The sequence below is a fragment of the Cellulomonas sp. NPDC089187 genome, assembly GCF_040685135.1.
Classification (GTDB): domain Bacteria; phylum Actinomycetota; class Actinomycetes; order Actinomycetales; family Cellulomonadaceae; genus Cellulomonas.
Map to the genome: position 1 here is coordinate 122,058 of NZ_JBFBHI010000002.1, position 21,966 is coordinate 144,023.

Consider the following 21,966-nt stretch of genomic DNA (forward strand, 5'->3'; position numbering starts at 1 on the left):
GGCGCGCGTAGCCTGACCGGCATGGCTCCGGAAGCACTGCGCGACCCCGAGATCGACCCGCTGGCCACCCTGGTCCTGGAACCGGAGGTGCTCGTCGACCTGGTGCGCCGGGCCCGCGCCACTGGCCCCCAGACGACGCATTACGCGCCCTGGACCGGTGCGCCACTGGCGAGCCTGCCCCAGTCCACCCCCGAGGACCTGGCCGCCGCCGCCCGCGCCGCTCGGTCCGCGCAGCGCCGCTGGGCCACCACTGACCATCGGCATCGCGCCCGGCTCCTGCGCCGTGCCGCGCAGCTGCTGCTCGCCCGGCAGTCCGATGTGCTGGACCTGATCCAACTGGAGAACGGCAAGGCACGGGCCGCCGCGGTGGAGGAGATCGCTGATGTGGTCCTCGGCGCGCGATTCCTGGCCCGGAACGCGGGGCGACTGCTCAGCCCGGACCACCGGCCCGGGCTGCTCGGGCCGTTCACCTCGGTTCGGGTCGCCCACGATCCCGCCGGGGTCGTGGGGATCGTCGCGCCGTGGAACTACCCGCTGATTCTCACCCTGGGCGATGTGCTGCCCGCACTGGCCGCCGGGAATGCGGTGTTGCTGCGTCCCGACCCGCAGACGCCGCTGACCGCGCTGTGGGCCGCCGAGTTGCTGTCGGACGCCGGTTTCCCAGACGGACTGGTCCAGGTGGTGCTCGGGGACGGGCCGACCGTCGGCGACGGTGTGATCAACCATGTCGACCACCTGCTGTTCACCGGTTCCACGCCCACCGGGCGGATGGTCGCGGCACGGGCGGGCGGCGAGCTGGTGCCCAGCACCCTGGAGCTGGGCGGGAAGAACGCGCTGTACATCGCCGATGATGTCGACCCGGAGCTGGCCGCTGAGGGTGCGGTGCGGGCGTGCTTCGGCGGGACCGGGCAGCTGTGTATGTCGGTGGAGCGGGTGTACGTGCATCGGGCGGTGTCGGATGCCTTCCGCACCGCCTTCCGGCGTCGGACCCGGGCGCTGCGGCTCGGCACCGGGTTGGATTACCGCTATGACCTCGGATCGCTGACCGGCCCCGACCAGCTGGCCCGGGTGGTGGAGCATGTGGAAGATGCCCTGTCCGCCGGGGCTCGGCTGCTCACCGGTGGTCAGCAGCGTCCGGAGATCGGGCCGTATGTCTACGAGCCGACGGTGCTCACGGATGTCGGTCCCCAGGCGCGGATGTTCGCCGAGGAGACCTTCGGGCCGGTGGTCGCCGTGCACGAGGTCCGTTCCGACGACGAGGCGGTGGCGGCGATGAACGACACCCGCTTCGGGCTGCACGCCGCGGTGTGGTCCCGGTCGACCCAGCGCGGTCGGGCGGTGGCGGATCGGTTGCGGGTCGGCTCGGTCGACGTGAACGACGGCTATCAGATGTCCTGGGGGTCGTGGGCCGCACCGCAGGGCGGCCGGGCGGAATCCGGGTGGGGTGCGCGGCACGGCGCGGAAGGGCTGTTGGCGCTGACCCGGTCCCGGACGGTGGCGGTGCAGCACGGGGTGCACCACGGACTCGGGCCGGGCCGGGTCCTGTCCGGGCCGCCGGAGCGATGGGCCCCCGCGCTGCTGGCGGCGCTGCGCGCGGTGGTGCGCACACGGCAGTGAGCCCCGCGGCCGGGGACCAGAGGCGGCGTCAGCGTCGGACGATCTGCTCCGGCAGGAGTGCCTCCTGCGTCGGGATGAACGCCACCTGGTTCCGGCCGTGCCGCTTCGCCTGGTAGAGCGCGGCATCGGCGCGGGTGGCCAACGAGACCGGGTCGTCCGCCGCCGCGGCGGCCACCCCGCCCATGCTGACCGTGACCCGCAGACCGGGGGACAGATCCTCCCAAGGGTGAGCCGCCACCATGATCCTGATTCGCTCACAGGCGGCGAGCGCGTCCGCCGGTGGGCAGTCCCGGAGCACCAGCACGAACTCCTCTCCGCCCACCCGCGCCACCACGTCCCCCAGTCGCAGGCAGGCGGTCATGATCTGGCCGACCCGGCGCAGGACCTCGTCACCGACCGGGTGGGAGTGCTCGTCGTTGATCGACTTGAACAGGTCGAGGTCCGCGACCACATAGGCCAGATCCTGCTCCTCGACGCGGGCGGCCAACACCTCGTCCAGTCCGCGCCGGTTCAACAGACCGGTCAGCGGGTCGTGGGCGGCGTCGTGAGCCAGGCTGCGGTTCATCGCGGCCAACTCGGCGGCATGCTGGCGGGTCTGGTCGTGCGCCTGGCGGACCCGGTCGACGTCGAGCTGGGCGTTCACCAGGATGCCGCGGCGCTCGGCGGCTTGATCGCGCTGCTCCATCACGGCCTCGTGGTACTGCCGGTGGGTCGCCAACGCCTCGCGCAGATCCCCGGCGTCCTCGTGCACGGACACCAGTTCGCGCAGCACATCGGCACGTTCCATCGGTCGGGACCCCTCGGAGAGCACCAGTGCGGAGTTCAACGTCGCTCGGGCGGCGGTGAGGTCGCCTAGCAGTCGGTGCAGTCGGCCGAGGGCCGCGTGGTAGCGGATGGTCAGGTACCGGGCAGAGACCTGGGGCAGGGCCAGTGCGCACTGGTCCAGCACCCGACGGGCCGCAGCCAGGTCGCCATGCGCCATGTGCGCGCGGGCGAGCCGGACCTGGGCCTCGGCGGCCAGCCGCGCGTTCCCCTCGGCGGAACCGGCGGAGGCGGCGGTCCCCGCGACAGCGACTCCCTGCTCGGCCAGCTGCACCGCGCGTTCGGCGAGGGTCCGGGAGCTGACCGGGTCGGTGAGGGACAGGGCCTCCGCGTCGTCGGTGGTCAGCTTGGCCAGGCCGGACAGGGTGGCGCAGGTGCCGTCGGGGCGGTCGACCTGCGGCCAGATCGTCATGGCCTCGGTGAGCAGCTCATAGGCCTTCTCCGGGAATCGGCCCATTGAGATGTACGTGTCCGCGAGATTGTTCAACGCCGCGGCCAGACCCTCCAGATCGCCGAGTTCGCGACGGATCGCCAGGGACCGTTCGAGCAGCTCCAGGGCGGACAGGTTGTCCCCGAACCCGTTGTACACCGAGGCCAGGCCCTGGAGCACCCGGCCCTCCCAGGCCCGGTTCCGCAGCGTGATCGACAACTCCAGGGCACGTTCCATCGCGCCGAGCGCCAGCGCGTCGTCGGACAGCAGATGGCGGGACCAGCCGGACAGGTATTCCAGCTCGATCTCCACCAGCGTCGCACGCTCGGCGCGGGCACGTTCCAACAGGCTAGGGACCAACGCCACGCACAGGGCCGGGGCCGAGTCGCAGAGTGCATCCACCTGCGCGAGCTCGTGCCGCCAGTCCGTCGGGTCGGCCCCCTGCGCCACCCGGACAGTCGTCATGGGGAGATTATCGACGCAGCAGGCAGGTCAGCGCAGGTATCGAATGGGTGAAGCCCGCATGACAGAGCCCGTCGCATCCGGTGGGATGCGACGGGCTCCGAGTCGGTGATCTCAGATGGTGGCGACCGCCTGGCGGGCGATCTCCAACTCCTCGTTGGTCGGGTACACCACGACGGTCACCGGCGAATCGTCGGTGGAGATGATCGTGGGCTCCTTCTTGCGACCCTCGTTGCGGGCCAGGTCCAGCTTGATGCCCAGACCCTCCAGGCCCTTGAGCGCACCGGCGCGGACGATGTCGTCGTTCTCCCCGATGCCGGCGGTGAAGGCGATCACGTCCACCCGGCCGAGCTGGGCGTAGTAGTTGCCGACGTAGCCCTTGATCCGGTGGTAGTACACGTCCAGGGCGGTGCGGACCCGCTCGTCCCCGGCGGCCACGGCGTCGTGCACATCACGCATGTCGGTGTAGCCGGACAGGCCGAGCATGCCGGACTTGCGGTTCAGCAGGTCGTCCAGCTGGTCGATGGTGTACCCGCCCTGACGGGCCAGGTGGAAGAGCACCGCCGGGTCGATGTCACCGGAGCGGGTGCCCATCACCAGACCCTCGAGCGGGGTGAGCCCCATCGAGGTGTCGATGCACTCGCCGCCGCGGACCGCCGAGGCCGAGGCCCCGTTGCCCAGGTGCAGCACGATGGTGTTGGTGGACGCCAGGTCCTTGCCCAGCCACCCGGCGACCTCGCGGGAGACGAACAGGTGCGAGGTGCCGTGCGCGCCGTAGCGGCGGATCTTGTACTGCTTCGCCACGTCCAGGTCGATGGCGTAGGTGTACGCCGCCGGCGGCATGGTCCGGTGGAAGGCGGTGTCGAAGACCGCGACGTGCGCGGTGTTCGGGAAGGCGGCGCGGGCGGCGCGGACACCGGCGGCGTTGGCCGGGTTGTGCAGCGGGGCCAGTGGGGACAGCTCCTCGATCTGGGCCAGCACCTCATCGGTGATCAGCGCCGGACCGTCAAAGACGTCACCGCCCTGGACGATCCGGTGACCGACCGCGGCCAGCTCGGACTCGTCGATCTGCGGACCCTGCTGGGCGAAGGTGTCGAGCACCAGGCGCATGCCGGTCTCGTGGTCCGGGATCGGCTGCTCGAGCTCCGACTTGCCGTTCGGGCCCTCGTGCTTGAGCTTGCCGACCTCCAGGCCGATCCGCTCGACGATGCCGGAGGCCAGGGCGTCACCCGACTGGACATCGACCAACTGGTACTTGATCGACGAGGAGCCGGAGTTGATGACGAGGACGTTGTTCACTTCGTGCCTTCCGAGGTCGAGCCCGCGGTCTGAGCCTGGGCCTGGATCGCCGTGATGGCGACGGTGTTGACGATGTCCTGCACCAGGGCGCCCCGGGACAGGTCGTTGACCGGCTTGCGCAGGCCCTGGAGCACCGGGCCGACGGCCACGGCTCCGGCCGAACGCTGCACGGCCTTGTAGGTGTTGTTGCCAGTGTTCAGGTCGGGGAACACAAAGACGGTTGCCCGACCGGCCACCGCGGAATCCGGCAGCTTGGTCTGGGCCACCGAGGCGTCCACCGCGGCGTCGTACTGGATCGGACCCTCGACGGACAGGTCAGGGCGGCGCTCGCGGACCAGCTCGGTGGCGGCGCGGACCTTGTCCACATCGGCACCGGAGCCCGACTCACCGGTGGAGTAGGACAGCATCGCGATCCGCGGCTCGATGCCGAACTGTGCGGCGGTCTGCGCGGAGCTGATCGCGATGTCGGCCAGCTGCTCGGCGGTCGGGTCGGGGTTGACCGCGCAGTCGCCGTAGACCAGCACCCGGTCCTCCAGGCACATCAGGAACACGCTGGACACCACGGAGACGCCCGGCACGGTCTTGATGATCTCGAAGGAGGGCTTGATGGTGTGCGCAGTGGTGTGCGCGGCACCGGAGACCATGCCGTCGGCCAGACCCAGCTGCACCATCATCGTGCCGAAGTAGGACACCGAGGAGACGATCTCCCGGGCCCGCTCCACCGTCATGCCCTTGTGCTTGCGCATCTCGGTGTACTCGGTGGCGAAGCGCTCCAGCAGCTCGCCGGACTTCGGGTTCAGGACCTTCGCGTCGGCCAGGTTCAAGCCCAGCTCGGTGGCCCGGGCCCGGATCGACGCCTCGTCGCCGAGGATGGTCAGGTCGGCGACCTCGCGCTGCAACAGGGTGGACGCGGCGCGCAGGATCCGGTCGTCATTGCCCTCGGGCAGCACGATGTGCTTGCGGTCGGAACGGGCCCGGTCGAGCAGCTCGTACTCGAACATCAGCGGGGTGACCACCTCCGGGGAGGGCACCTCCAGCGCGGCCAGCGCCTCCTCGGCGTCGGTGTGCTTCTCGAACAGGGCCAGCGCGGTGTCGACCTTGCGCTGGGAGTCCGCGGACAGTCGGCCCCGGGTGCTCGCGGCCAGGCTGGCGGAGCGGAAGGTGCCGAGCTCGGTGCGGATGATCGGCAGCTTGGAGCCCAGCCCTTCGACCAACCGCTCGACGATCGGTGCCGGGGTGAAGCCACCGTTGAGGATGATGCCGGACAGCGAGGGGAAGCCGTCCGCGGAGTGCGCCGTCAGCAGGCCGAGCAGGATGTCCGCGCGGTCGCCGGGGGTGATCACCACATTGCCGTCGGAGATCCGCTCCAACAGGTGCTCCATCGACATCGCGCCGACCAGCACCTCGGTGGACTCGCGGGACAGCAGCTCCGGGTCACCGCCGATCAGGGCACCGTCGACGGAGTCCATCAGCTGGCGCACCGTGGGGGCGACCAGGAACGGGTCCTCGGGCAGGGCCCAGGCGCGGGTCAGGGTGGACAGCTCGGCGCGGACCGCGTCCACCGACTCCGGGTCGCAGCGGTTGGCGACCAGGGCGACGACCTGGGCGTGCCCGGCCTCCATCTCGGTCAGCGCGACGGTGGCGACCTGGCGGACCTCCTCGGGGGTGCGGCCCTGGCCCTTGACGCACAGCAGCACCGGCGCGCCCAGGTTCGCGGCGATCCGGGCGTTGAAGCCCAGCTCGGCCGGACCGGCGACATCGGTGTAGTCCGAGCCGACGATCACCACCACATCGCACTGCCGGGCCACCGCGTGGTACCGGGCGACGATGGTGGACAGCGCGGCCTCGGGGTCGGCGTGCACCTGCTCGTAGGTGGTGCCGATGCAGTCGTCGTAGCTGAGGTCGACGCCGTCGTGCGCCAGCAGCAGCTCGAGGACGTAGTCGGTGTCCTCGGTGGACCGGGCGATCGGGCGGAAGACCCCGACCCTCTGCACGGTGCGGGTGAGCAGGTCGACCAGGCCGAGGGCGACCGTGGACTTACCGGTGTCACCCTCCGGGGACGTCACGTAGATGCTGCGGGCCACGGGTGGGGCTTCTTCCTCTTGGGGGTGCGAGGTGGTGGGATGAATTCTGCCGGAGTTCCGGTGTCAAGTGCGACGTCCGGGACGGTGGCGGTCGTCACCCCGAGTCTCACCGGCGCTCCGAGTCGTGTCCTGGGGACCTAGGTCCCTCGATGCGAATGGCCCGCACCGGGTGTGGTGCGGGCCATTCGGCTCATCGACTATTCGTTGTCACCACCGGTCGACGCGGTGTTCTGCTGCGGGCCACCGATCTCGGTGCCGGTCTCCCCGGCGTCCGGCCAGACCCAGTCCCGCACCTCGGGCAGGTCCTCGCCGTGCGCCCGGGTGTACTCCCGCGCCTTGAGTCGGGCGTCCTGCATCCGCTGGCGCAGACCCGCGTACTTCGACCCGAGCGAGGGCACCTGGTCGATCACGTCGATCACCAGGTGGAACCGGTCCAGGTCGTTCAGCATCACCATGTCGAAGGGCGTGGTGGTGGTGCCCTCCTCCTTGTACCCGCGCACGTGCAGGTTCTTGTGGCCCTTGCGGCGGTAGGTCAGGCGGTGGATCAGCCATGGGTAGCCGTGGTAGGCGAAGACGATCGGCTTGTCGGTGGTGAACAGGGTGTTGAACTCCCGGTCCGACAGCCCGTGCGGGTGCTCCCGCTCGTCCTGCAACCGCATCAGGTCCACGACGTTGACCACCCGGACCTTGAGGTCGGGCAGCTCCCGGCGCAGGATGTCGGCCGCGGCCAGCACCTCCAGCGTCGGCACGTCACCGGCGCAACCGAGCACCACATCCGGGTCCTCGCCCTCGACCTCGGTGCCCGCCCAGTCCCAGATGCCCAGACCCCGGGTGCAGTGCGCCACCGCCTCATCCATCGTGAGGAAGTTCGGCGCGGGCTGCTTGCCGGAGACCACCACGTTGACGTACTGCCGGCTGCGCAGGCAGTGGTCGTAGGTGGACAGCAGGGTGTTAGCGTCCGGCGGCAGGTACACCCGGACGATCTCGGCCTTCTTATTCACCACGTGGTCGATGAAGCCCGGGTCCTGGTGACTGAACCCGTTGTGGTCCTGACGCCAGACGTGGCTGGACAGCAGGTAGTTCAGGCTGGCGATCGGCCGGCGCCACGGGATGTGGTTGGTGACCTTCAGCCACTTGGCGTGCTGGTTGAACATCGAGTCGACGATGTGGATGAACGCCTCGTAGGAGGTGATCAGCCCGTGCCGTCCGGTGAGCAGGTACCCCTCCAGCCAGCCCTGGCACTGGTGCTCGGACAGCATCTCCACCACGCGGCCGAAGCGCGCCAGGTGATCGTCGATGTCGGTGGGCAGGTACTCGGCGTTCCACTGCTTGTCGGTCACATCGAACACGGCCTGCAACCGGTTGGACGCGGTCTCGTCCGGCCCGAAGATCCGGAAGTTGTCCGGGTTCCGCCGGATCACCTCGGTCAGGTACTGGCCCAGCACCCGGGTCGCCTCCGAGATCGAGCCACCGGGCACCGGCACCTCCACCGCGAAGTCCCGGAAGTCCGGCAGCCGCAGATCCTTGAGCAGCAGACCGCCGTTGGCATGCGGGTTGTCGCTCATCCGCAGCGTGCCGCCGGGTGCCAGGGCAGTGATGTCGGCCTTGACCGAGCCGTCCTCCTCGAACAGCTCCTCCGGGTGATACGACTTCAGCCAGTCCTCCAGGACGTGCAGGTGCTCGTCGGTGTCCCGGGCGCTGGCCAGCGGCACCTGGTGCGAACGCCAGGACGCCTCGACCTGCTTGCCGTCGATCACCGGCGGGCAGGTCCAGCCCTTCGGGGTCTTGAAGATGATCATCGGCCAGGCCGGACGGGACTCGTCGCCCGCCAGCGCCCGTGCCTTGATCTCCGCGATCTCGTCCAGCACCTCGTCCAGGAGCTTGGCGAACCGGGTGTGCACCTCGATGTGGTCCTCGCCGTCGAAGCCACCGACGAACAGGTGCGGGTTGTGGCCGTAGCCGCGCATCAGGGCGAGCAGCTCGTCCTCGGGGATGCGGGCCAGCACCGTCGGGTTGGCGATCTTGTACCCGTTCAGGTGCAGGATCGGTAGGACCACACCGTCCTTGGCCGGGTCGATGAACTTATTCGAGTGCCAGGAGGTGGCCAGCGGGCCGGTCTCCGCCTCGCCGTCGCCCACCACCGCCGCGACCAGCAGGTCCGGGTTATCGAACGCGGCACCGTAGGCGTGCGACAGCGCATAGCCCAGCTCGCCACCCTCGTGGATTGACCCCGGGGTCTCCGGCGCGACGTGGCTCGGAATACCGCCCGGGAAGGAGAACTGCCGGAACAGTCGGCGCACGCCCTCGGTGTCGTGGGTGATGTCCGAGTAGACCTCGGAGTAGGTGCCGTCCAAGTAGGCCGACGCCACCAGCCCCGGGCCGCCGTGCCCTGGACCGGTCAGGTACAGCGTGGACTGCTCACGCTCGGCGATCACCCGGTTCAGGTGCGCGTAGAGGAAGTTCAGACCCGGGGTGGTGCCCCAGTGGCCCAGCAGACGCGGCTTGACGTGGTCCTTGGTCAGCGGCTCCCGCAGCAGCGGGTTGTCCAGCAAGTAGATCTGGCCCACCGACAGGTAGTTCGCCGTCCGCCACCAGGCGTCGATGCGCTGAAGCGTCTCCTCGGAGACGGGCTGGCCGGAGCCGGTCCGCCAGGTGGTGAGCTGCGGCGTCGTCGTGCTCATGTGCTCTCCCCGTTGTTGATGCGGTGCGTGCGCCACGGGACCGGCATGGCCCCCGGCGGGCGATCCCCAGCCTCGTCGCGTGATCCGCGACCAGTCAGGACGTCCGACCCAGACCGACCCCGACCGCCTGTATGCGATCAATTGCCATCAAAGCGCATGTGACCTGGGGCTGCACCCGTCCGGCCGGTTTCGGTCGTGACCAGCACGGTCGCGACGGCGCCATCGCCTGCTGCTTGCTGCCTGCCGGGTGGGTGCGGCAGGTACCGTGAGGTGGTGTCCGCGCCGCAGACCGACGACCGCATCGACGCCCCCGTGCGTGAGGGCGGTCGGCGCACACTCTGGCAGGTGGCTCGGACCCCCCGGATGATCGGTCTGCTGGTGCTGTTCCTGGCTGCCGCCGCCGTCTGCGCGCGCCTGGGGATGTGGCAGCTGGACCGTGCCGAGATCCGCGGAGCCGCCGCCGCCCAGGCCGCACTGGAGGAGACCGAGGCCGCGCCGCCGGTGCCCATCGATGACGTGCTGGCACCGCAGAGCAGCTTCGACGGGGCACTGGTCGGACGGCGGGTGATCGCCACCGGCAGCTATGAGCCGGACGGGCAGCTACTGGTCGCCGACCGCGTGCTGCACGAGCAGACCGGCTGGCTGGTGCTCACCCCGCTGCGCACCGACTCCGGTGCGGTGCTACCGGTGGTGCGCGGCTGGACCGACGACCCGCAGGCCCCCGAGCTGACCGTGCCCGAAGGCCGGGTCACCGTGACCGGCTACTTGCAGGCCTCCGAGGACTCGGGCCAGGCACCGGAGGCATTCCCCGCGGGCACCACGGACTCGATCTCCTCCGCAGAGTTGCTCGGGGTCTGGGGTGGCCCGATCTGGACCGGCTACTCGGTGCTGTCCGAATCCGACCCGGCGCAGCCCGCCGACCTGGAACTGCTCGGTCCGCCGACCCGCGCAGGCACCGGGCTGAACATCCAGAACCTGGGCTATGCGGCGCAGTGGTGGGTGTTCGGCGGGTTCGCGGTGTTCCTGTGGGTGCGCCTGGTGCGGGACGAGATGCTGCGGTCCTCGGGGACGGACCCGTTCGCGGCGCTGGACGAGCCGGTGAAACCCCCTCACACCGCTTCATGACATCGCCGCTGCTGTCAGCGCTACTCAATGGAGTCGGTCCTGCGCTCAAGTCGCCCTGAACACCGAAGTCAGCAGACGGTTGCCCCCTAGCCTGGCGTGATGTGTAGCCAGTTCGATGCGCTAGCCGGGGAACCACTCCTACGAGAGTTTCGCGCGCGCCATGCCGACGTGACCGTGGTGATCCTCCCGGACTCAGCGGTCGAACCCTCTCCTCAGAGCGTCGTGCTGGCAGATGGGGACATGATCGACGCTGAACGGGCCGAGGTTCTCGCGGTTGCGCGCGAGATTGCGCTGCTCGCGACTGAGGAAACGGGAGCCGCAACGGGCCCGATCGTCGTCCGTTGGCGACCCGGCGCGGAGCCAGCAGAGATGCGCCCGGTGACAGAGCTGCGGGTGCCTTTGACCGAAGCCCGCTTGGGAGTCGATTTCGCTCGGGCGGTGGGGCGATACCTCACCGCTCATGGGTGGTCGGGAGGCATCGTTCGTCCGCTGCCCGCCCTCAAACTCCAGGCCAGTCGCGACGATCGAACGATCGCGGTCGCTTGGCTTGACCAGGTGGTGCTGATCGAGGTTCATGGCCGGGCGCTCCCGATGTCAGTCGAGGACGCACGGAAGCTGCTCGCTGAGACGGCGCCAGCCGATGGGTGACATGTACGAAGTCTCATTCGCCGCGCTGCGCAATTCAGGGTGGGACTGGTCCGACCAACGAGCGCGTGTGCGCAGCGCAAACGTCAGACTCGCCGAGGCTCCCGTCAACGGTTTCGGTGCGGCGGTGAGGGTCAACGCGTCGGCGTGGTTGGCGTCGTGGAGCGAAACCGTGGAAAAACTAGCCACGTCCGCGGAGCTGATCGAGCAGCAGCTACAGGACGCGGCTGATGAGTACGGCACCGCCGATGCGGCAGCCGAGGAGAGATTCGAGCAGTGGCTGTGGGGGACCCCATGACCCACACGATCAACGTGCCGCCAGCGCTCGACATGATCCCGGCCTTGGACGTGGACCCGGCCGCGATCCTCGACTTCGCGGGCGACTTGCTCGCGTCCGCGGTCACTCTCGATGACCTCGACACGTTCACACATGCTGAGTCCAGCAGCACCGAGTGGGCGGGTGACGCCGGCGATGCGTATCGGCAGCACATCAGCGTGGTGGGTGCGGACTCGCAGGCCATCGCCGAAGCCTTCCGCCAGGTCGCACGCTCTGCCGACGATCATGCGGAGGCGCTGGCATCGCTGCTCACTCGCAGGGAAGAACTCGTCGCGAGTCGAGAACTCATTGAAGATCGTCGACTTGTCCTGATTGCTGATCTCGGACGATTGAGCGCTGTCGACGTCGACGCAACGGACCTGGAGTCAAGGACGAAGGCGTCACGGGCTGATCGCTCCGGCATTGTCAGCGGCGTCGAGGCGCTGAACGCTGACTTGGCCAAGGCGGAGGAGGAGATCAACTCGGCCTTTGCTCGTTGGGGCTCCGTGGCCGAGGCGATATCGAATATGGGCACCGGCCCGGACCTCGGCGACGTGGTGCTCGACCGTCCCGGATCTCCGACGTCCGGTGCCAGTCCGGCGGAGGTGGCCGCATGGTGGGCGGCGCTCAGTGAAGAAGAGCAGTTCGCAGTCATGTCCGCTCATCCGGAGCTGATCGGCAACACCGACGGACTTCCGGTGGCAATGCGGGATCGCGCGAATCGCATGCTGCTCGAGATGGACTTGGAGGCGTTCCGTCTCCGAGCGGAATCGGGAGATCTGCGACCGGGTGATGCTGATGTGCTAGCCAACATGGAGGCTGCTTACCTGGCTCTCGCATCGGCAACCGGGTACCGCGATCCAGTCACCGGCGATGAGCTCGTCGCCTTTCTCCACTTGTACGACCCGCATGCCTTCGGCGGGGACGGCAAGGTTGCGATCACGTTGGGTGATGCTGAGACCGCGGACAACGTCTCGATCCTGGTCCCGGGGATCGGGAATAGCGGTGCAACCATTGGGTCGAACCTGATATCGGCCTACGCGATCTACAGTGAAGCGCGCAGTCAAGACCCCAACGCGTCGATGGCGTCGGTGATCTGGATAGGTTATGACTCCCCTGATGGCTGGGGCTGCGGATCGACTCTTCGTGAGACCAACGCGACCCGGGGCGGCGCGTACCTCGCGGATTATGTTGACGGGCTCAACGCATCACGCCGAGCCGGGGACGCGCACATCACCGTCATCGGCCACAGTTACGGGTCCACTACCACCGCACACGGTGCGAGCGACCGCGGGCTCGAGGTCGACGACATCGTCCTGGTGGGAAGTCCGAGAGCCGGCGGCGGCGTGGGACACGCTTCCCAGTTGGGCGTCGGAGAAGACCATGTCTGGGCGGGGAACAACAGCCGTGACTTGGTTGCCGCACTCGCGGACAATGGGTGGGTTGGCGGCGGCGCGCTGGGCGGAGCCGGCCTGGGCAACGACGTCGGCGAAGACGATTTCGGTGCCCAACGATTCCGGGCGGAGTCCGTGACGCGGAACGAGCATGTGCGCAACTTCAGCGATCACACGAAGTACTTTGGTGAAAGAACGGAGTCGCTGTCCAATATTGGGAGCATTGTTGTGGGCGACTATGATGCTGTTACTCGGGCGGACCCGACCTACGACCCATGGTGGGGGCCAGTGCAGGATCCTGAATGGGACCGGGAGCCCGCACCGTGAGGAATCCACACTTTCGGCTATTGGCAGGTGCCATCACGATGATTCTCCTGGGCGGGTGTGCGGGCGGTGGCGACGTCAACGAGCTCGAGGCCAGACGCGATGCGGTTCTGGCCGCAGCGCCTGAGCAGCTCCCGGCTTTGGCAGGGTCACTCGGCCTCACCATCACTGAGGCGATCGGTCAGTACGAGACTGAGTGGCTAGAAGGGGTCGACCGCAGGCGTTATGCGGTCCAGGCGGCCGTGATGGGGCCCGTCCCTGCCGAAGATGCGTCTGTCGCGGCGCTGACCGGACTGGGCTATGAGATCCGGCAGTCCTCTAGCCGGATCGTCACCGGTGAGCGCGACGGCCTCTGGCTCACCGTGCAGGTGTGGACCGCCCGGGTGGAGTTGAGCCTGTACAGCGAGGACCTGCGGATGAAGGACGGTGTTCCGATGCTGACCGAACAAGAGACTGTGGACCTCAGCTGAGCACCGGCCCTCACTCCCGCTGCCAGGACTCCCACAGCCGTGCGTAGTCCCCGCCCGCCGTGACCAGCTCGTCATGTGACCCGATCTCGGTGATCCGTCCGCCGTCCACCACCGCCACCCGGTCCGCGTCGTGGGCGGTGTGCAGCCGGTGGGCGATGGCGACGACGGTGCGACCGGCCAGCACCGAGGACAGCGAGCGTTCCAGGCGTCGGGCGGCGCGGGGGTCGATCAGTGAGGTGGCCTCGTCCAGCACCAGGGTGTGTGGGTCGAGCAGCACCAGCCGAGCAAGCGCGATCTGCTGCGCCTGCGCGGGGGTCAGCACCACACCGCCGGAGCCGACGCCGGTGGACAGCCCCTCGGGCAGCGCGGCCACCCAGTCCCAGGCGTCGACCGCCCGCAGTGCGCGCTCCAGCGCGTGGTCGTCCGCGCTGGGGTCAGCGAGGCGCAGGTTGTCCGACAGTGGCCCGACAAAGACGTGGTGCTCCTGGGTGACGAGTGCGACATGGCCGCGCAGCTCGTCCAGGGGCAGGTCGACCAGGGGGACATCGCCGACGGTGACGCGGCCACCGGTGGGTGGGTGGATGCCGGCCAGCATCCGGCCGAGGGTGGATTTGCCCGCGCCGGAGGGGCCGACCACGGCCAGGCGCTCGCCGTCGGACAGTTCCAGGTCGATGCCGTGCAGTACGTCGTGGCCGGGGCGGTAGGCGTAGCGGACCTGGTCGGCGCGCACGTGCTCGTCCTGCGGGCGGGCGGTGCCCTCGGTGCGGTCGGGGCGGACATCAGCGACACCGATGATCCGGGCCAGTGAGGTGGCACCGACCTGGATCTCGTCCAGCCAGAAGATCAACTCGCCGATCGGGTTGATCACCTGGATCGCGTACAGCGCGATGGTGGTGACCGCGCCGATGGTGGCGTGGCCGGTCGAGATCAGGAACGCGCCCCAGATCAGCACGGCCACGGTGGGCAGCACGAAGGACGTGTCCACCCCCGGGAACAGCACCGAGCGCAGGTTCAGGGTGGTGCGCTCGGCGTCGAAGGCCTCGCGCAGGTCCGTGTCCAGCCGTCGACGTCGGCGGGCACCCAGGCTGAGGGCGTCTACGGTGCGGGCACCCTCCACCGACTCGGTGATGGTGCCGTTGATCGTGGCGTAGGCGGCGGATTCGCGCAGGTAGGCCTTGGCGGCCCGGCGCAGGTACCAGCGGGTCACGCCGATCAGCAGCGGGGCCCCGGCGAACATGCCGAGTGCGACCAGCGGGTTGGTCACCAATGCGGCGATCAGGGTCAGCACGGTGGTGGCGGTGGTGACCAGCACCCGGGGCACCCCGAAGCGCACGGTGTACTGCACCCGGTCGATGTCGGTGGTGGTGCGGGCAACCAGGTCGCCGGTCCCCGCCCGCTCGACGGTGGACAGCGGCAGCCGGGTGACCGTGGCGATGAACTCCTCGCGCAGGTCGGCGAACACGGTCTCGCCGAGCACCATGGCGGCGCGCTGCGCGTAGCGGATCAACACGGTCTGGGTCAGGACGGCGACGACCAGCACCAGGATGGTGCGGTCGGCGTAGGTCGTGGTGGTCCCCGCAGCCACCGCGTCGACCAGGCGGCCGAGCAGCCACGGACCGGCGAGTCCGGCGGTGGCGGCCAGAATGTGCAGGACAACGACGACGGTCAGCGATCCGCGGTGGCGGCGCAGCAGGCCGGCGGTGTGCCGGCGCAGGGTGGCCGAGTCAGCGACGGGCAGTCGCATGGTCGTGCACCTCCTCGTTCTGGTCGTCGTCGGAGCGGGAGACCACTCGGCGGTAGGCGCGGTGGTCCGTCATGAGCTGGCGGTGGCTGCCGGTGGCGACGACCCGACCGTCCTGCACCAGGGCCACCTCATCCACCCGGTCGAGCACCAGGGGGCTGGCGGAGACGATCACGGTGGTCCGGCCCTGACGGTGCTCGGCCAGCCGCTGCGCGATCCGGGCCTCGGTGTGGGCGTCGACGGCGCTGGTCGGCTCGATCAGGATCAGCACCTCGGCGTCGGTGAGCAGGGCGCGGGCCAGTGCCACCCGCTGGCGCTGACCTCCCGACAGGGAGCGGCCCTTCTCCTCCACCTGGCCGTCCAGGCCGTCCGGCACCGAGTCGAGCACATCGCCGGCGTCGGCCACCCGCAGCGCGGTCAGCAGCTCGTCCCGGTCGGCACCGCCCCGCACGTCCAGCTCGTCCACCAACGTGCCGGTGAACAGGTGCGGGGTGGACTCGGCCACCACAATGCGCCCGCGGACCTCGGTCAACCCGAGCTGGCGCAGCACGGTGCGACCCCAGCGGACGTCGGAGAGCGGGGAGTCGTCCTCGTCGCCACCGTGTCGGCCCAGCCGCAGCGCGATCCGCGCGGTCTGGTCCGGGTCGTCGCCCACCACGGCGAGCAACCGACCCGGTCGGACTACCAGCCCGGACCGCCCGTCCACCAGATCGGCGTCGGCAGTGGGAGAGGGGGCGGGGGCGGTCGGATCGTCGTGTCCGGCCACCGGCACTCGCAGTACGCCGAGGATCTTGCGCGCTCCCACCACGGCACGGGTGATCACCCGGATCGCCTCGCTGGCGGTCCACAGCGGCTGGGTCAGGAACGCGGCGAAGCCGTAGAAAGACACCAGCTGTCCGGCGGTGATGTCCCCGGAGATCGCCAGTCGCGCGCCGGCCCACACCACCACGGCGAGGAACAGTCCGGGCAGCAGCGTCTGCAACGCGTCCAGGTAGGACTGGGTCTGCGCGACGGCGACCCCGCTGCGGCGGACCTTCTGGGACTGCTCCCGGTAGCGACCGCTGAACATCTCCTCGCCACCGATGCCGCGCAGGATGCGCAGACCGGAGACGGTGTCCGCCCCGAGGGTGGTCAACCGGCCGGTGGCCTCGCGCTGGGCGGCCTGACGGCGTTGCAGCGGCGGCACCAGCAGGGACAGTACTGCCACCACCACGGGCAGGCCGAGCAGCACCAGCAACCCGAGCGGGGTGGAGATGGTCAGCAGCACGACGCCCAGGGTCAGGTAGGCGACGATCCCGCCGATCAGCCGCGGCAAGATGTGGAAGACCTCGCCCATCCGCAGCGCATCGGAGGCCACGGTGGCCACCACCTCACCGGTGGGCAGGGTGTCGGTCACGGCGTCGCCGGTGCGGGTGACGTGGTGACCGATCTGCTGGGAGGAGGCGAAGGCCGCGCGCAGCCAGTTCTCCACCTCCAGTCGGTGGCCCCAGACGTTCGCACCGACGTTGATCATCCCGAGTGCGAACAGCAGCAGGCAGCCCGTCCACAGTCCGCTGCTCAGGCCGTGGTCGAGTCCATCGTCGACGACCATGCCGAGCGCCAGCGGCTGCATCGCACCGGCCACGTTGCCGACAATGGACACGGCGGTGGCCCCGGCCAACACGCCGAACTGGCGTCGGCCGAGCCAGCGCAGGTAGGCCCACGCTCCGGTGAGCGGGGGACGCCCGGGGTCGGGCAGCGGAAGTGGTCGCACGGTCGGCCACGCTACGGGTGATCACCGACACACGCCGAGGGCTTTTCGGGCGGTGTAGGGGAGAATCGTCCCGAGTCACGATCCACCCCGAGAGGACCACCATGTCGCAGAGCCCGGTGACCCCGCAGGACACCGCCGCCCGAGCCGTCGCCGTCGCCCGTGGACGGCTCAAGCGTTACCGCGTGATGGCCTGGATCACCGGGACCATGCTGCTGGTGCTCTGTCTGGAGATGGTGCTCAAGTACGTGTTCCAGGCCGGTGGGGTCGACGCTGCCGGGCACGCGGAGCCGGTGTTGGGCACCTGGGTGGCGATCGTGCACGGCTGGATCTACGTGCTCTACCTGATCACCGTGGCGCAGCTGTGGTCGGCGATGCGCTGGACTGGCGGTCGTCTGGTCACGATGGCGCTCGCGGGTGTGGTGCCGGTGATGTCCTTCGTGTTGGAGCGTCGGGTGCACGCGGATGCCGAGGCGCGGATCGCTCGGGTGGCCCCTCAGACCGCGGCCTGAGCGAACTTTCCAGTTCGGAAAATCACGACTTGACACAGTGGAAAGTCGGGGCCTAGCTTTCCGGTATGGAAACTCGACCTGATGACCTGACCCCCTCCCGCGCAGCCGAGTTGCTGGACGCTGCTCAGGACGCCCGCACGACACTGTCCGACCGTGCCAGTCAGCCCTGGTGGTTCTGGGCGCTGGTGGGCGGGCTGCTCGGCTGCCTGGTGCTCACCCGGTTGATCCCGTCGGATCTGTACTGGCTGCGTGCCGTGGCCTTGGTGGCGCTGGTCAGCGGGATGTGCGTGCTGGTCGCCCGACGGTTTGCTTCCCGCGGCGTGGCGACTCGGCTCTGGGCTGGCCCGCGCTGGTCGGTCCCGACCTTGCTGGCGGTGCTGGCGGCGTTGAGCGTGGCGGCGGTCGGATTCGTCGACACCCTCGCCACTCCGCTGGTGATCGGCTGGGCCGTCGCTGTGGCGCTGATCTACACCGCCGCCGGACTCGCGGGCCAGCGCGCCTACCGCCGTTACGCGACGGAGCAGCGGTGAGCGCCGTCCCCGCACGCTTCGACGAGGAAGTGCACGCCCCCCTGCGGTTGCAGCTCTGCTCGGCGCTGCTCCCGGTGCGGTCGGCGACCTTCCCGGCGCTGCGCGAGGCGCTGGGGGTGTCCGACTCCGTGCTCTCCAAACACCTGTCCCGCCTGCAGGCGGTCGGCTATGTCGCCATCGACAAGCGGGCCGTTGGCGGCCGCAGCCGCACCTCCGCGGCGTTGACCGAGGCGGGTCGGGTGGCGGTGCGTGGACACCTGACAGCGCTGCGGGAGATCGCCGCCGCCGCGGAGGCGGTCGAGGAGCCGGCGCAGGCCACTATCCTGGACCGGTGACCGACTCCACCCCCGCTCAGGCCACCGCCTCCGAACGTCCCGTCCTGGTTGTCGACTTCGGCGCCCAGTACGCCCAGTTGATCGCCCGCCGCGTCCGCGAGGCGAGCGTGTACTCCGAGATCGTCCCGCACACCGCCACGGTGGAGCAGATGCTGGCCAAGGAGCCGGCGGCGATCATCCTGTCCGGCGGTCCGTCCTCGGTGTACGCCGACGGCGCGCCCTTCGTGGACCCGGCGCTGTTCGAGGCCGGTGTCCCAGTGCTCGGCATCTGCTACGGCTTCCAGGCGATGGCCAAGGCTCTCGGCGGCGAGGTCGCCCAGACCGGTCAGCGCGAGTACGGCGGCACCGCGGTCGAGGTCGTCTCCGAAGGCACCGTCCTGGCGCAGAGCCCGGCCGAGCAGACCGTGTGGATGAGCCACGGCGATGCGGTGCACGCCGCGCCCGAGGGCTTCGAGGTGCTGGCCACCTCCGCTGGCTCCCCGGTGGCGGCGTTCGAGAACCGCGAGCGTCGACTCTTCGGTGTGCAGTGGCACCCGGAGGTCAAGCACTCCCCGCTGGGCCAGCGCACGCTGGAGCACTTCCTGTACGAGGGTGCCGGGCTCAAGCCGGAGTGGAACCCGGGCAATGTGATCGCCGACCAGGTGGCGCGGATCCGCGAGCAGGTCGGTGACGCCCGGGTCATCTGCGGTCTGTCCGGCGGGGTCGACTCCTCGGTGGCGGCGGCGCTGGTGCAGAAGGCGGTCGGTGACCAGCTGACCTGCGTGTTCGTGGACCACGGTCTGCTGCGCTCCGGCGAGGCCGAGCAGGTCGAGACCGACTTCGTGGCGTCCACCGGGGTCAACCTCAAGGTCGTCGACGCCCGTGAGCGGTTCCTCACCGCGCTGGCCGGGCACACCGACCCGGAGACCAAGCGCAAGATCATCGGCCGCGAGTTCATCCGGGTATTCGAGGACGCCGCCCGGGAGATCGTCGCCGAGGCGGGTGCCACCGGCGAGGAGGTCAAGTTCCTGGTGCAGGGCACCCTCTACCCGGATGTGGTCGAGTCCGGTGGCGGCGAGGGCGCGGCCAACATCAAGAGTCACCACAACGTCGGCGGTCTGCCGGACGACCTGCAGTTCGAGCTGGTCGAGCCGCTGCGTGCGCTGTTCAAGGACGAGGTCCGGGCGGTCGGCCTGGAGCTCGGTGTCCCGGAGACTATCGTCTGGCGTCAGCCGTTCCCGGGCCCGGGTCTGGGCATCCGGATCATCGGCGAGGTCACCCAGGAGCGTCTGGACGTGCTGCGTGCCGCTGACCTGATCGCCCGTGAGGAGCTGACCAAGGCCGGACTGGACCGCGAGATCTGGCAGTGCCCGGTGGTGCTGCTCGCCGACGTCCGCTCGGTGGGTGTCCAGGGCGATGGCCGCACCTACGGCCACCCGATCGTGCTGCGCCCCGTGTCCAGTGAGGACGCGATGACCGCGGACTGGACCCGGCTGCCCTATGACGTGCTGTCGGTCATCTCCACCCGGATCACCAACGAGGTGCCCGAGGTGAACCGCGTGGTGCTGGACGTGACCAGCAAGCCGCCGGGCACCATCGAGTGGGAGTGAGCGCATACGCGATGGCCCGGCATCCCCGAGGGGATGCCGGGCCATCGCGTATGTGTCAGCCGTGAATCAGATCGAGCGCGGTGCGCAGCGCTCCGATCTCCACCTGGCCCGGCGCGGACGCCGCCCCCACGGTGCCGAAGGTCGCGGCGGAGCCGAACACCCCACCGGCGAGCCGCGAGACCACGCCGGTCCCGGCCATCGACATGGTGATCAGCGGTTGCGCGACCCGCCGCCGGGCCGCGACGGTAGCGGCGAGCAGCGTCAGCACGTCCTCCGGTGCGCGCGGCATCACCGCGATCTTGAGCACATCTGCCCCGCGGTCGGCCATCGCCATCAGCCGTCGCTCGATCTCGGCCTGCTCCGGGGTCCCGTCGAAGTCGTGGTTGGACGCGATGACAGGAACACCGGCCGCGTGGGCCAATGCGATGGTCTGGTCGGCGGTGGCGTGCATCAGCTCGACATCCAGCAGGTCGGGCACTCGCGCGTCGAGCAGTGCGCGGTAGATGGCGAGGTACTCCTCCCCGGGCATCGGCAGCTCGCCCCCCTCCGCGCCGGTTCGGATGGTGGCCAGCAGCGGCAGTCCGCCCAGCGCCTCGACCAGGGCGCGTCCGGCTTCGACCACGGCGGTGACATCAGCGCCGCCGGCCATCAGGTGGTCCACCCGCCACTCGATCAGATCGGGGCGGGCGGCGACCACCGGAGCTGCCTGGTGCAGCAGCTCGTCGTGGCTGCGCGCGGTCAGCGGGACGATCACAGCGGGGGAACCGGTGCCCAGTGTCACCCCGCGCACGGTGACCGGGCGGGAAGCATCGAGGTCGGTCACGTCAGTCCTCCTGTGTGTTGCCGAAGAGTTCGGCGCGGATCACGTCGACCGGCATCGGCCTGCCGGTCCACAGCTCGAAGGCGGCGGCACCCTGGTGCAGCATCATGCCCAGGCCGTTCATCGTGCGGCAGCCAGCAGCCTCGGCCTGCGCGAGGAACACGGTACGGGGTGGGGCGTAGACCACATCGGAGACGAACAGGTCCGGGCGCAGCACGTCGGTGGTCGGCAGCGGCGACAGCTCCTTGAGCGCACCCATACCCACGTTGGTGGTGTTGGCCAGCACGCTGGACGCCGCGACGCACTCGCGGAAGGTGTCCACGTCGTCCAGGTCGTGCAGCACCGCGGTGGCCGAGGTGTGTTCGGCGATGGTGGCCACGGTGTGCTCCGCGATCGGCCACACCGCGTCCCGACGGTTGAAGATGTCGATCCGCTCCACCCCGTCTAGGGCGGCCTGGATGGCGATGGCCGTGCCCGCACCGCCCGCACCGATCATGGTGATGCGGCGACCGACGGGGTCGATGCCCGCCTCGCGCAGGGCGGTCATGTAGCCGATGCCGTCCGTGACGTGGCCGGTCAGGTGGCCGCCGTCGTTGACGACCGTGTTCACGGCCCCGACCATTCTGGCCGCGGGGGACAGGTCGTCGAGCAGCGGCAGGATGGCCATCTTGTTGGGCATCGAGACATTCCAGCCCCGCACCCGCATGGCACGCAGCCCGGTGACAGCGTCGGCGAGCTGGTCGGCATCCACCTCGAACGCGAGGTAGGCGTAGTCGAGGTCCAGCTCGGCGAGGGCCAGGTTGTGCATCCGGGGGGACATGCTGTGCCGGATCGGATAAGCGATCAGGCCGAGCAACTCGGTGTGGCCGGTGATGGCGCGGACCGTTCCGTCGGGCATCGGGAGGCTCCCTCATTGGTATGGACGTACTCGATAGTTCATTGTGGTCAGCCAAGAGTCCCGGATCAGGGTCGATGGTCCTGTCATGATGCTCGGGGGTCGATGGTCGGCCCGGAGGAGGG

Annotated in this window: 18 protein-coding genes; 10 read left to right on the plus strand and 8 right to left on the minus strand. The window is 69.6% G+C overall.

Going from position 1 to position 21,966, the window contains the following annotated elements; translation table 11 throughout:
• The first annotated feature begins 21 nt into the window (after window positions 1–21).
• Complete coding sequence (locus AB0N78_RS04885; protein WP_363386483.1) at window positions 22–1,617, plus strand: succinic semialdehyde dehydrogenase; 1,596 nt, start codon at window positions 22–24, stop codon at window positions 1,615–1,617.
• A gap of 28 nt (window positions 1,618–1,645) precedes the next feature.
• Here AB0N78_RS04885 and AB0N78_RS04890 read toward each other — a convergent pair whose 3' ends face one another.
• The 4 genes from AB0N78_RS04890 to AB0N78_RS04905 form a co-directional block, all read right to left on the minus strand.
• The gene (locus tag AB0N78_RS04890; protein WP_363386485.1) at window positions 1,646–3,334 is read right to left on the minus strand and encodes a tetratricopeptide repeat-containing diguanylate cyclase; all 1,689 of its coding nucleotides are present in this window, start codon (window positions 3,332–3,334) and stop codon (window positions 1,646–1,648) included.
• Window positions 3,335–3,445: 111 nt separating this feature from the next.
• Complete coding sequence (locus AB0N78_RS04895; RefSeq protein ID WP_363386487.1) at window positions 3,446–4,630, minus strand: acetate kinase; 1,185 nt, start codon at window positions 4,628–4,630, stop codon at window positions 3,446–3,448.
• Entirely contained in the window at window positions 4,627–6,714 is a 2,088-nt protein-coding gene (pta, locus tag AB0N78_RS04900) for a phosphate acetyltransferase (RefSeq protein WP_363386489.1), read from the minus strand. The genes AB0N78_RS04895 and pta overlap by 4 nt, the downstream gene beginning before the upstream one ends.
• Window positions 6,715–6,911: 197 nt before the next feature.
• Window positions 6,912–9,395 (minus strand): phosphoketolase family protein, encoded by a 2,484-nt coding sequence (locus AB0N78_RS04905; RefSeq protein WP_363386491.1) that lies wholly within the window; start codon window positions 9,393–9,395, stop codon window positions 6,912–6,914.
• Window positions 9,396–9,668: 273 nt separating this feature from the next.
• Here AB0N78_RS04905 and AB0N78_RS04910 point away from each other — a divergent pair, with 273 nt between their 5' ends.
• The 5 genes from AB0N78_RS04910 to AB0N78_RS04930 all read left to right on the plus strand — a co-directional run bounded on the left by AB0N78_RS04910 (window position 9,669) and on the right by AB0N78_RS04930 (window position 13,669).
• A complete protein-coding gene (locus AB0N78_RS04910; RefSeq protein ID WP_363386493.1) occupies window positions 9,669–10,520 on the plus strand; it encodes an SURF1 family protein in 852 nt (283 codons plus the stop codon).
• 168 nt (window positions 10,521–10,688) lie between these two features.
• On the plus strand, window positions 10,689–11,168 hold the full coding sequence (locus AB0N78_RS04915; RefSeq protein WP_363386495.1) for a hypothetical protein: 480 nt from the start codon (window positions 10,689–10,691) through the stop codon (window positions 11,166–11,168).
• Window position 11,169: 1 nt separating this feature from the next.
• A complete protein-coding gene (locus AB0N78_RS04920) occupies window positions 11,170–11,463 on the plus strand; it encodes a hypothetical protein (RefSeq protein WP_363386497.1) in 294 nt (97 codons plus the stop codon).
• Window positions 11,460–13,202, plus strand: coding sequence for an alpha/beta hydrolase (locus AB0N78_RS04925; protein ID WP_363386499.1), 1,743 nt, complete (start codon window positions 11,460–11,462; stop codon window positions 13,200–13,202). The genes AB0N78_RS04920 and AB0N78_RS04925 overlap by 4 nt, the downstream gene beginning before the upstream one ends.
• 38 nt (window positions 13,203–13,240) lie before the next feature.
• Entirely contained in the window at window positions 13,241–13,669 is a 429-nt protein-coding gene (locus AB0N78_RS04930; protein WP_363386501.1) for a hypothetical protein, read from the plus strand.
• Between the two features lie 10 nt (window positions 13,670–13,679).
• Here the strand turns inward: AB0N78_RS04930 and AB0N78_RS04935 are convergent, their stop codons facing one another.
• Together AB0N78_RS04935 and AB0N78_RS04940 are read right to left on the minus strand one after the other, a co-directional pair.
• Entirely contained in the window at window positions 13,680–15,413 is a 1,734-nt protein-coding gene (locus AB0N78_RS04935) for an ABC transporter ATP-binding protein (protein WP_363386503.1), read from the minus strand.
• Window positions 15,394–17,163, minus strand: coding sequence for an ABC transporter ATP-binding protein (locus AB0N78_RS04940; RefSeq protein ID WP_363386504.1), 1,770 nt, complete (start codon window positions 17,161–17,163; stop codon window positions 15,394–15,396). Before AB0N78_RS04940 ends, AB0N78_RS04935 begins: the two co-directional genes overlap by 20 nt.
• A 101-nt stretch (window positions 17,164–17,264) precedes the next feature.
• Between AB0N78_RS04940 and AB0N78_RS04945 the strand changes: the two genes are divergently transcribed.
• From AB0N78_RS04945 to guaA, 4 genes are all read left to right on the plus strand, one after another.
• A complete protein-coding gene (locus AB0N78_RS04945; RefSeq protein ID WP_363386506.1) occupies window positions 17,265–17,672 on the plus strand; it encodes a DUF3817 domain-containing protein in 408 nt (135 codons plus the stop codon).
• Between the two features lie 65 nt (window positions 17,673–17,737).
• Window positions 17,738–18,202, plus strand: a complete 465-nt coding sequence (locus tag AB0N78_RS04950) for a hypothetical protein (RefSeq protein ID WP_363386508.1) — start codon at window positions 17,738–17,740, stop codon at window positions 18,200–18,202.
• A complete protein-coding gene (locus AB0N78_RS04955; protein WP_363386510.1) occupies window positions 18,199–18,537 on the plus strand; it encodes a transcriptional regulator in 339 nt (112 codons plus the stop codon). The genes AB0N78_RS04950 and AB0N78_RS04955 overlap by 4 nt, the downstream gene beginning before the upstream one ends.
• Window positions 18,534–20,126 (plus strand): glutamine-hydrolyzing GMP synthase, encoded by a 1,593-nt coding sequence (guaA, locus tag AB0N78_RS04960; protein ID WP_363386512.1) that lies wholly within the window; start codon window positions 18,534–18,536, stop codon window positions 20,124–20,126. The genes AB0N78_RS04955 and guaA overlap by 4 nt, the downstream gene beginning before the upstream one ends.
• Before the next feature lie 55 nt (window positions 20,127–20,181).
• Here guaA and aroD read toward each other — a convergent pair whose 3' ends face one another.
• Both aroD and AB0N78_RS04970 read right to left on the minus strand, forming a co-directional pair.
• The gene (gene aroD, locus AB0N78_RS04965) at window positions 20,182–20,949 is read right to left on the minus strand and encodes a type I 3-dehydroquinate dehydratase (RefSeq protein ID WP_363386514.1); all 768 of its coding nucleotides are present in this window, start codon (window positions 20,947–20,949) and stop codon (window positions 20,182–20,184) included.
• Between the two features lies 1 nt (window position 20,950).
• On the minus strand, window positions 20,951–21,844 hold the full coding sequence (locus tag AB0N78_RS04970; RefSeq protein ID WP_363386516.1) for a quinate/shikimate dehydrogenase: 894 nt from the start codon (window positions 21,842–21,844) through the stop codon (window positions 20,951–20,953).
• Window positions 21,845–21,966: the final 122 nt, after the last annotated feature.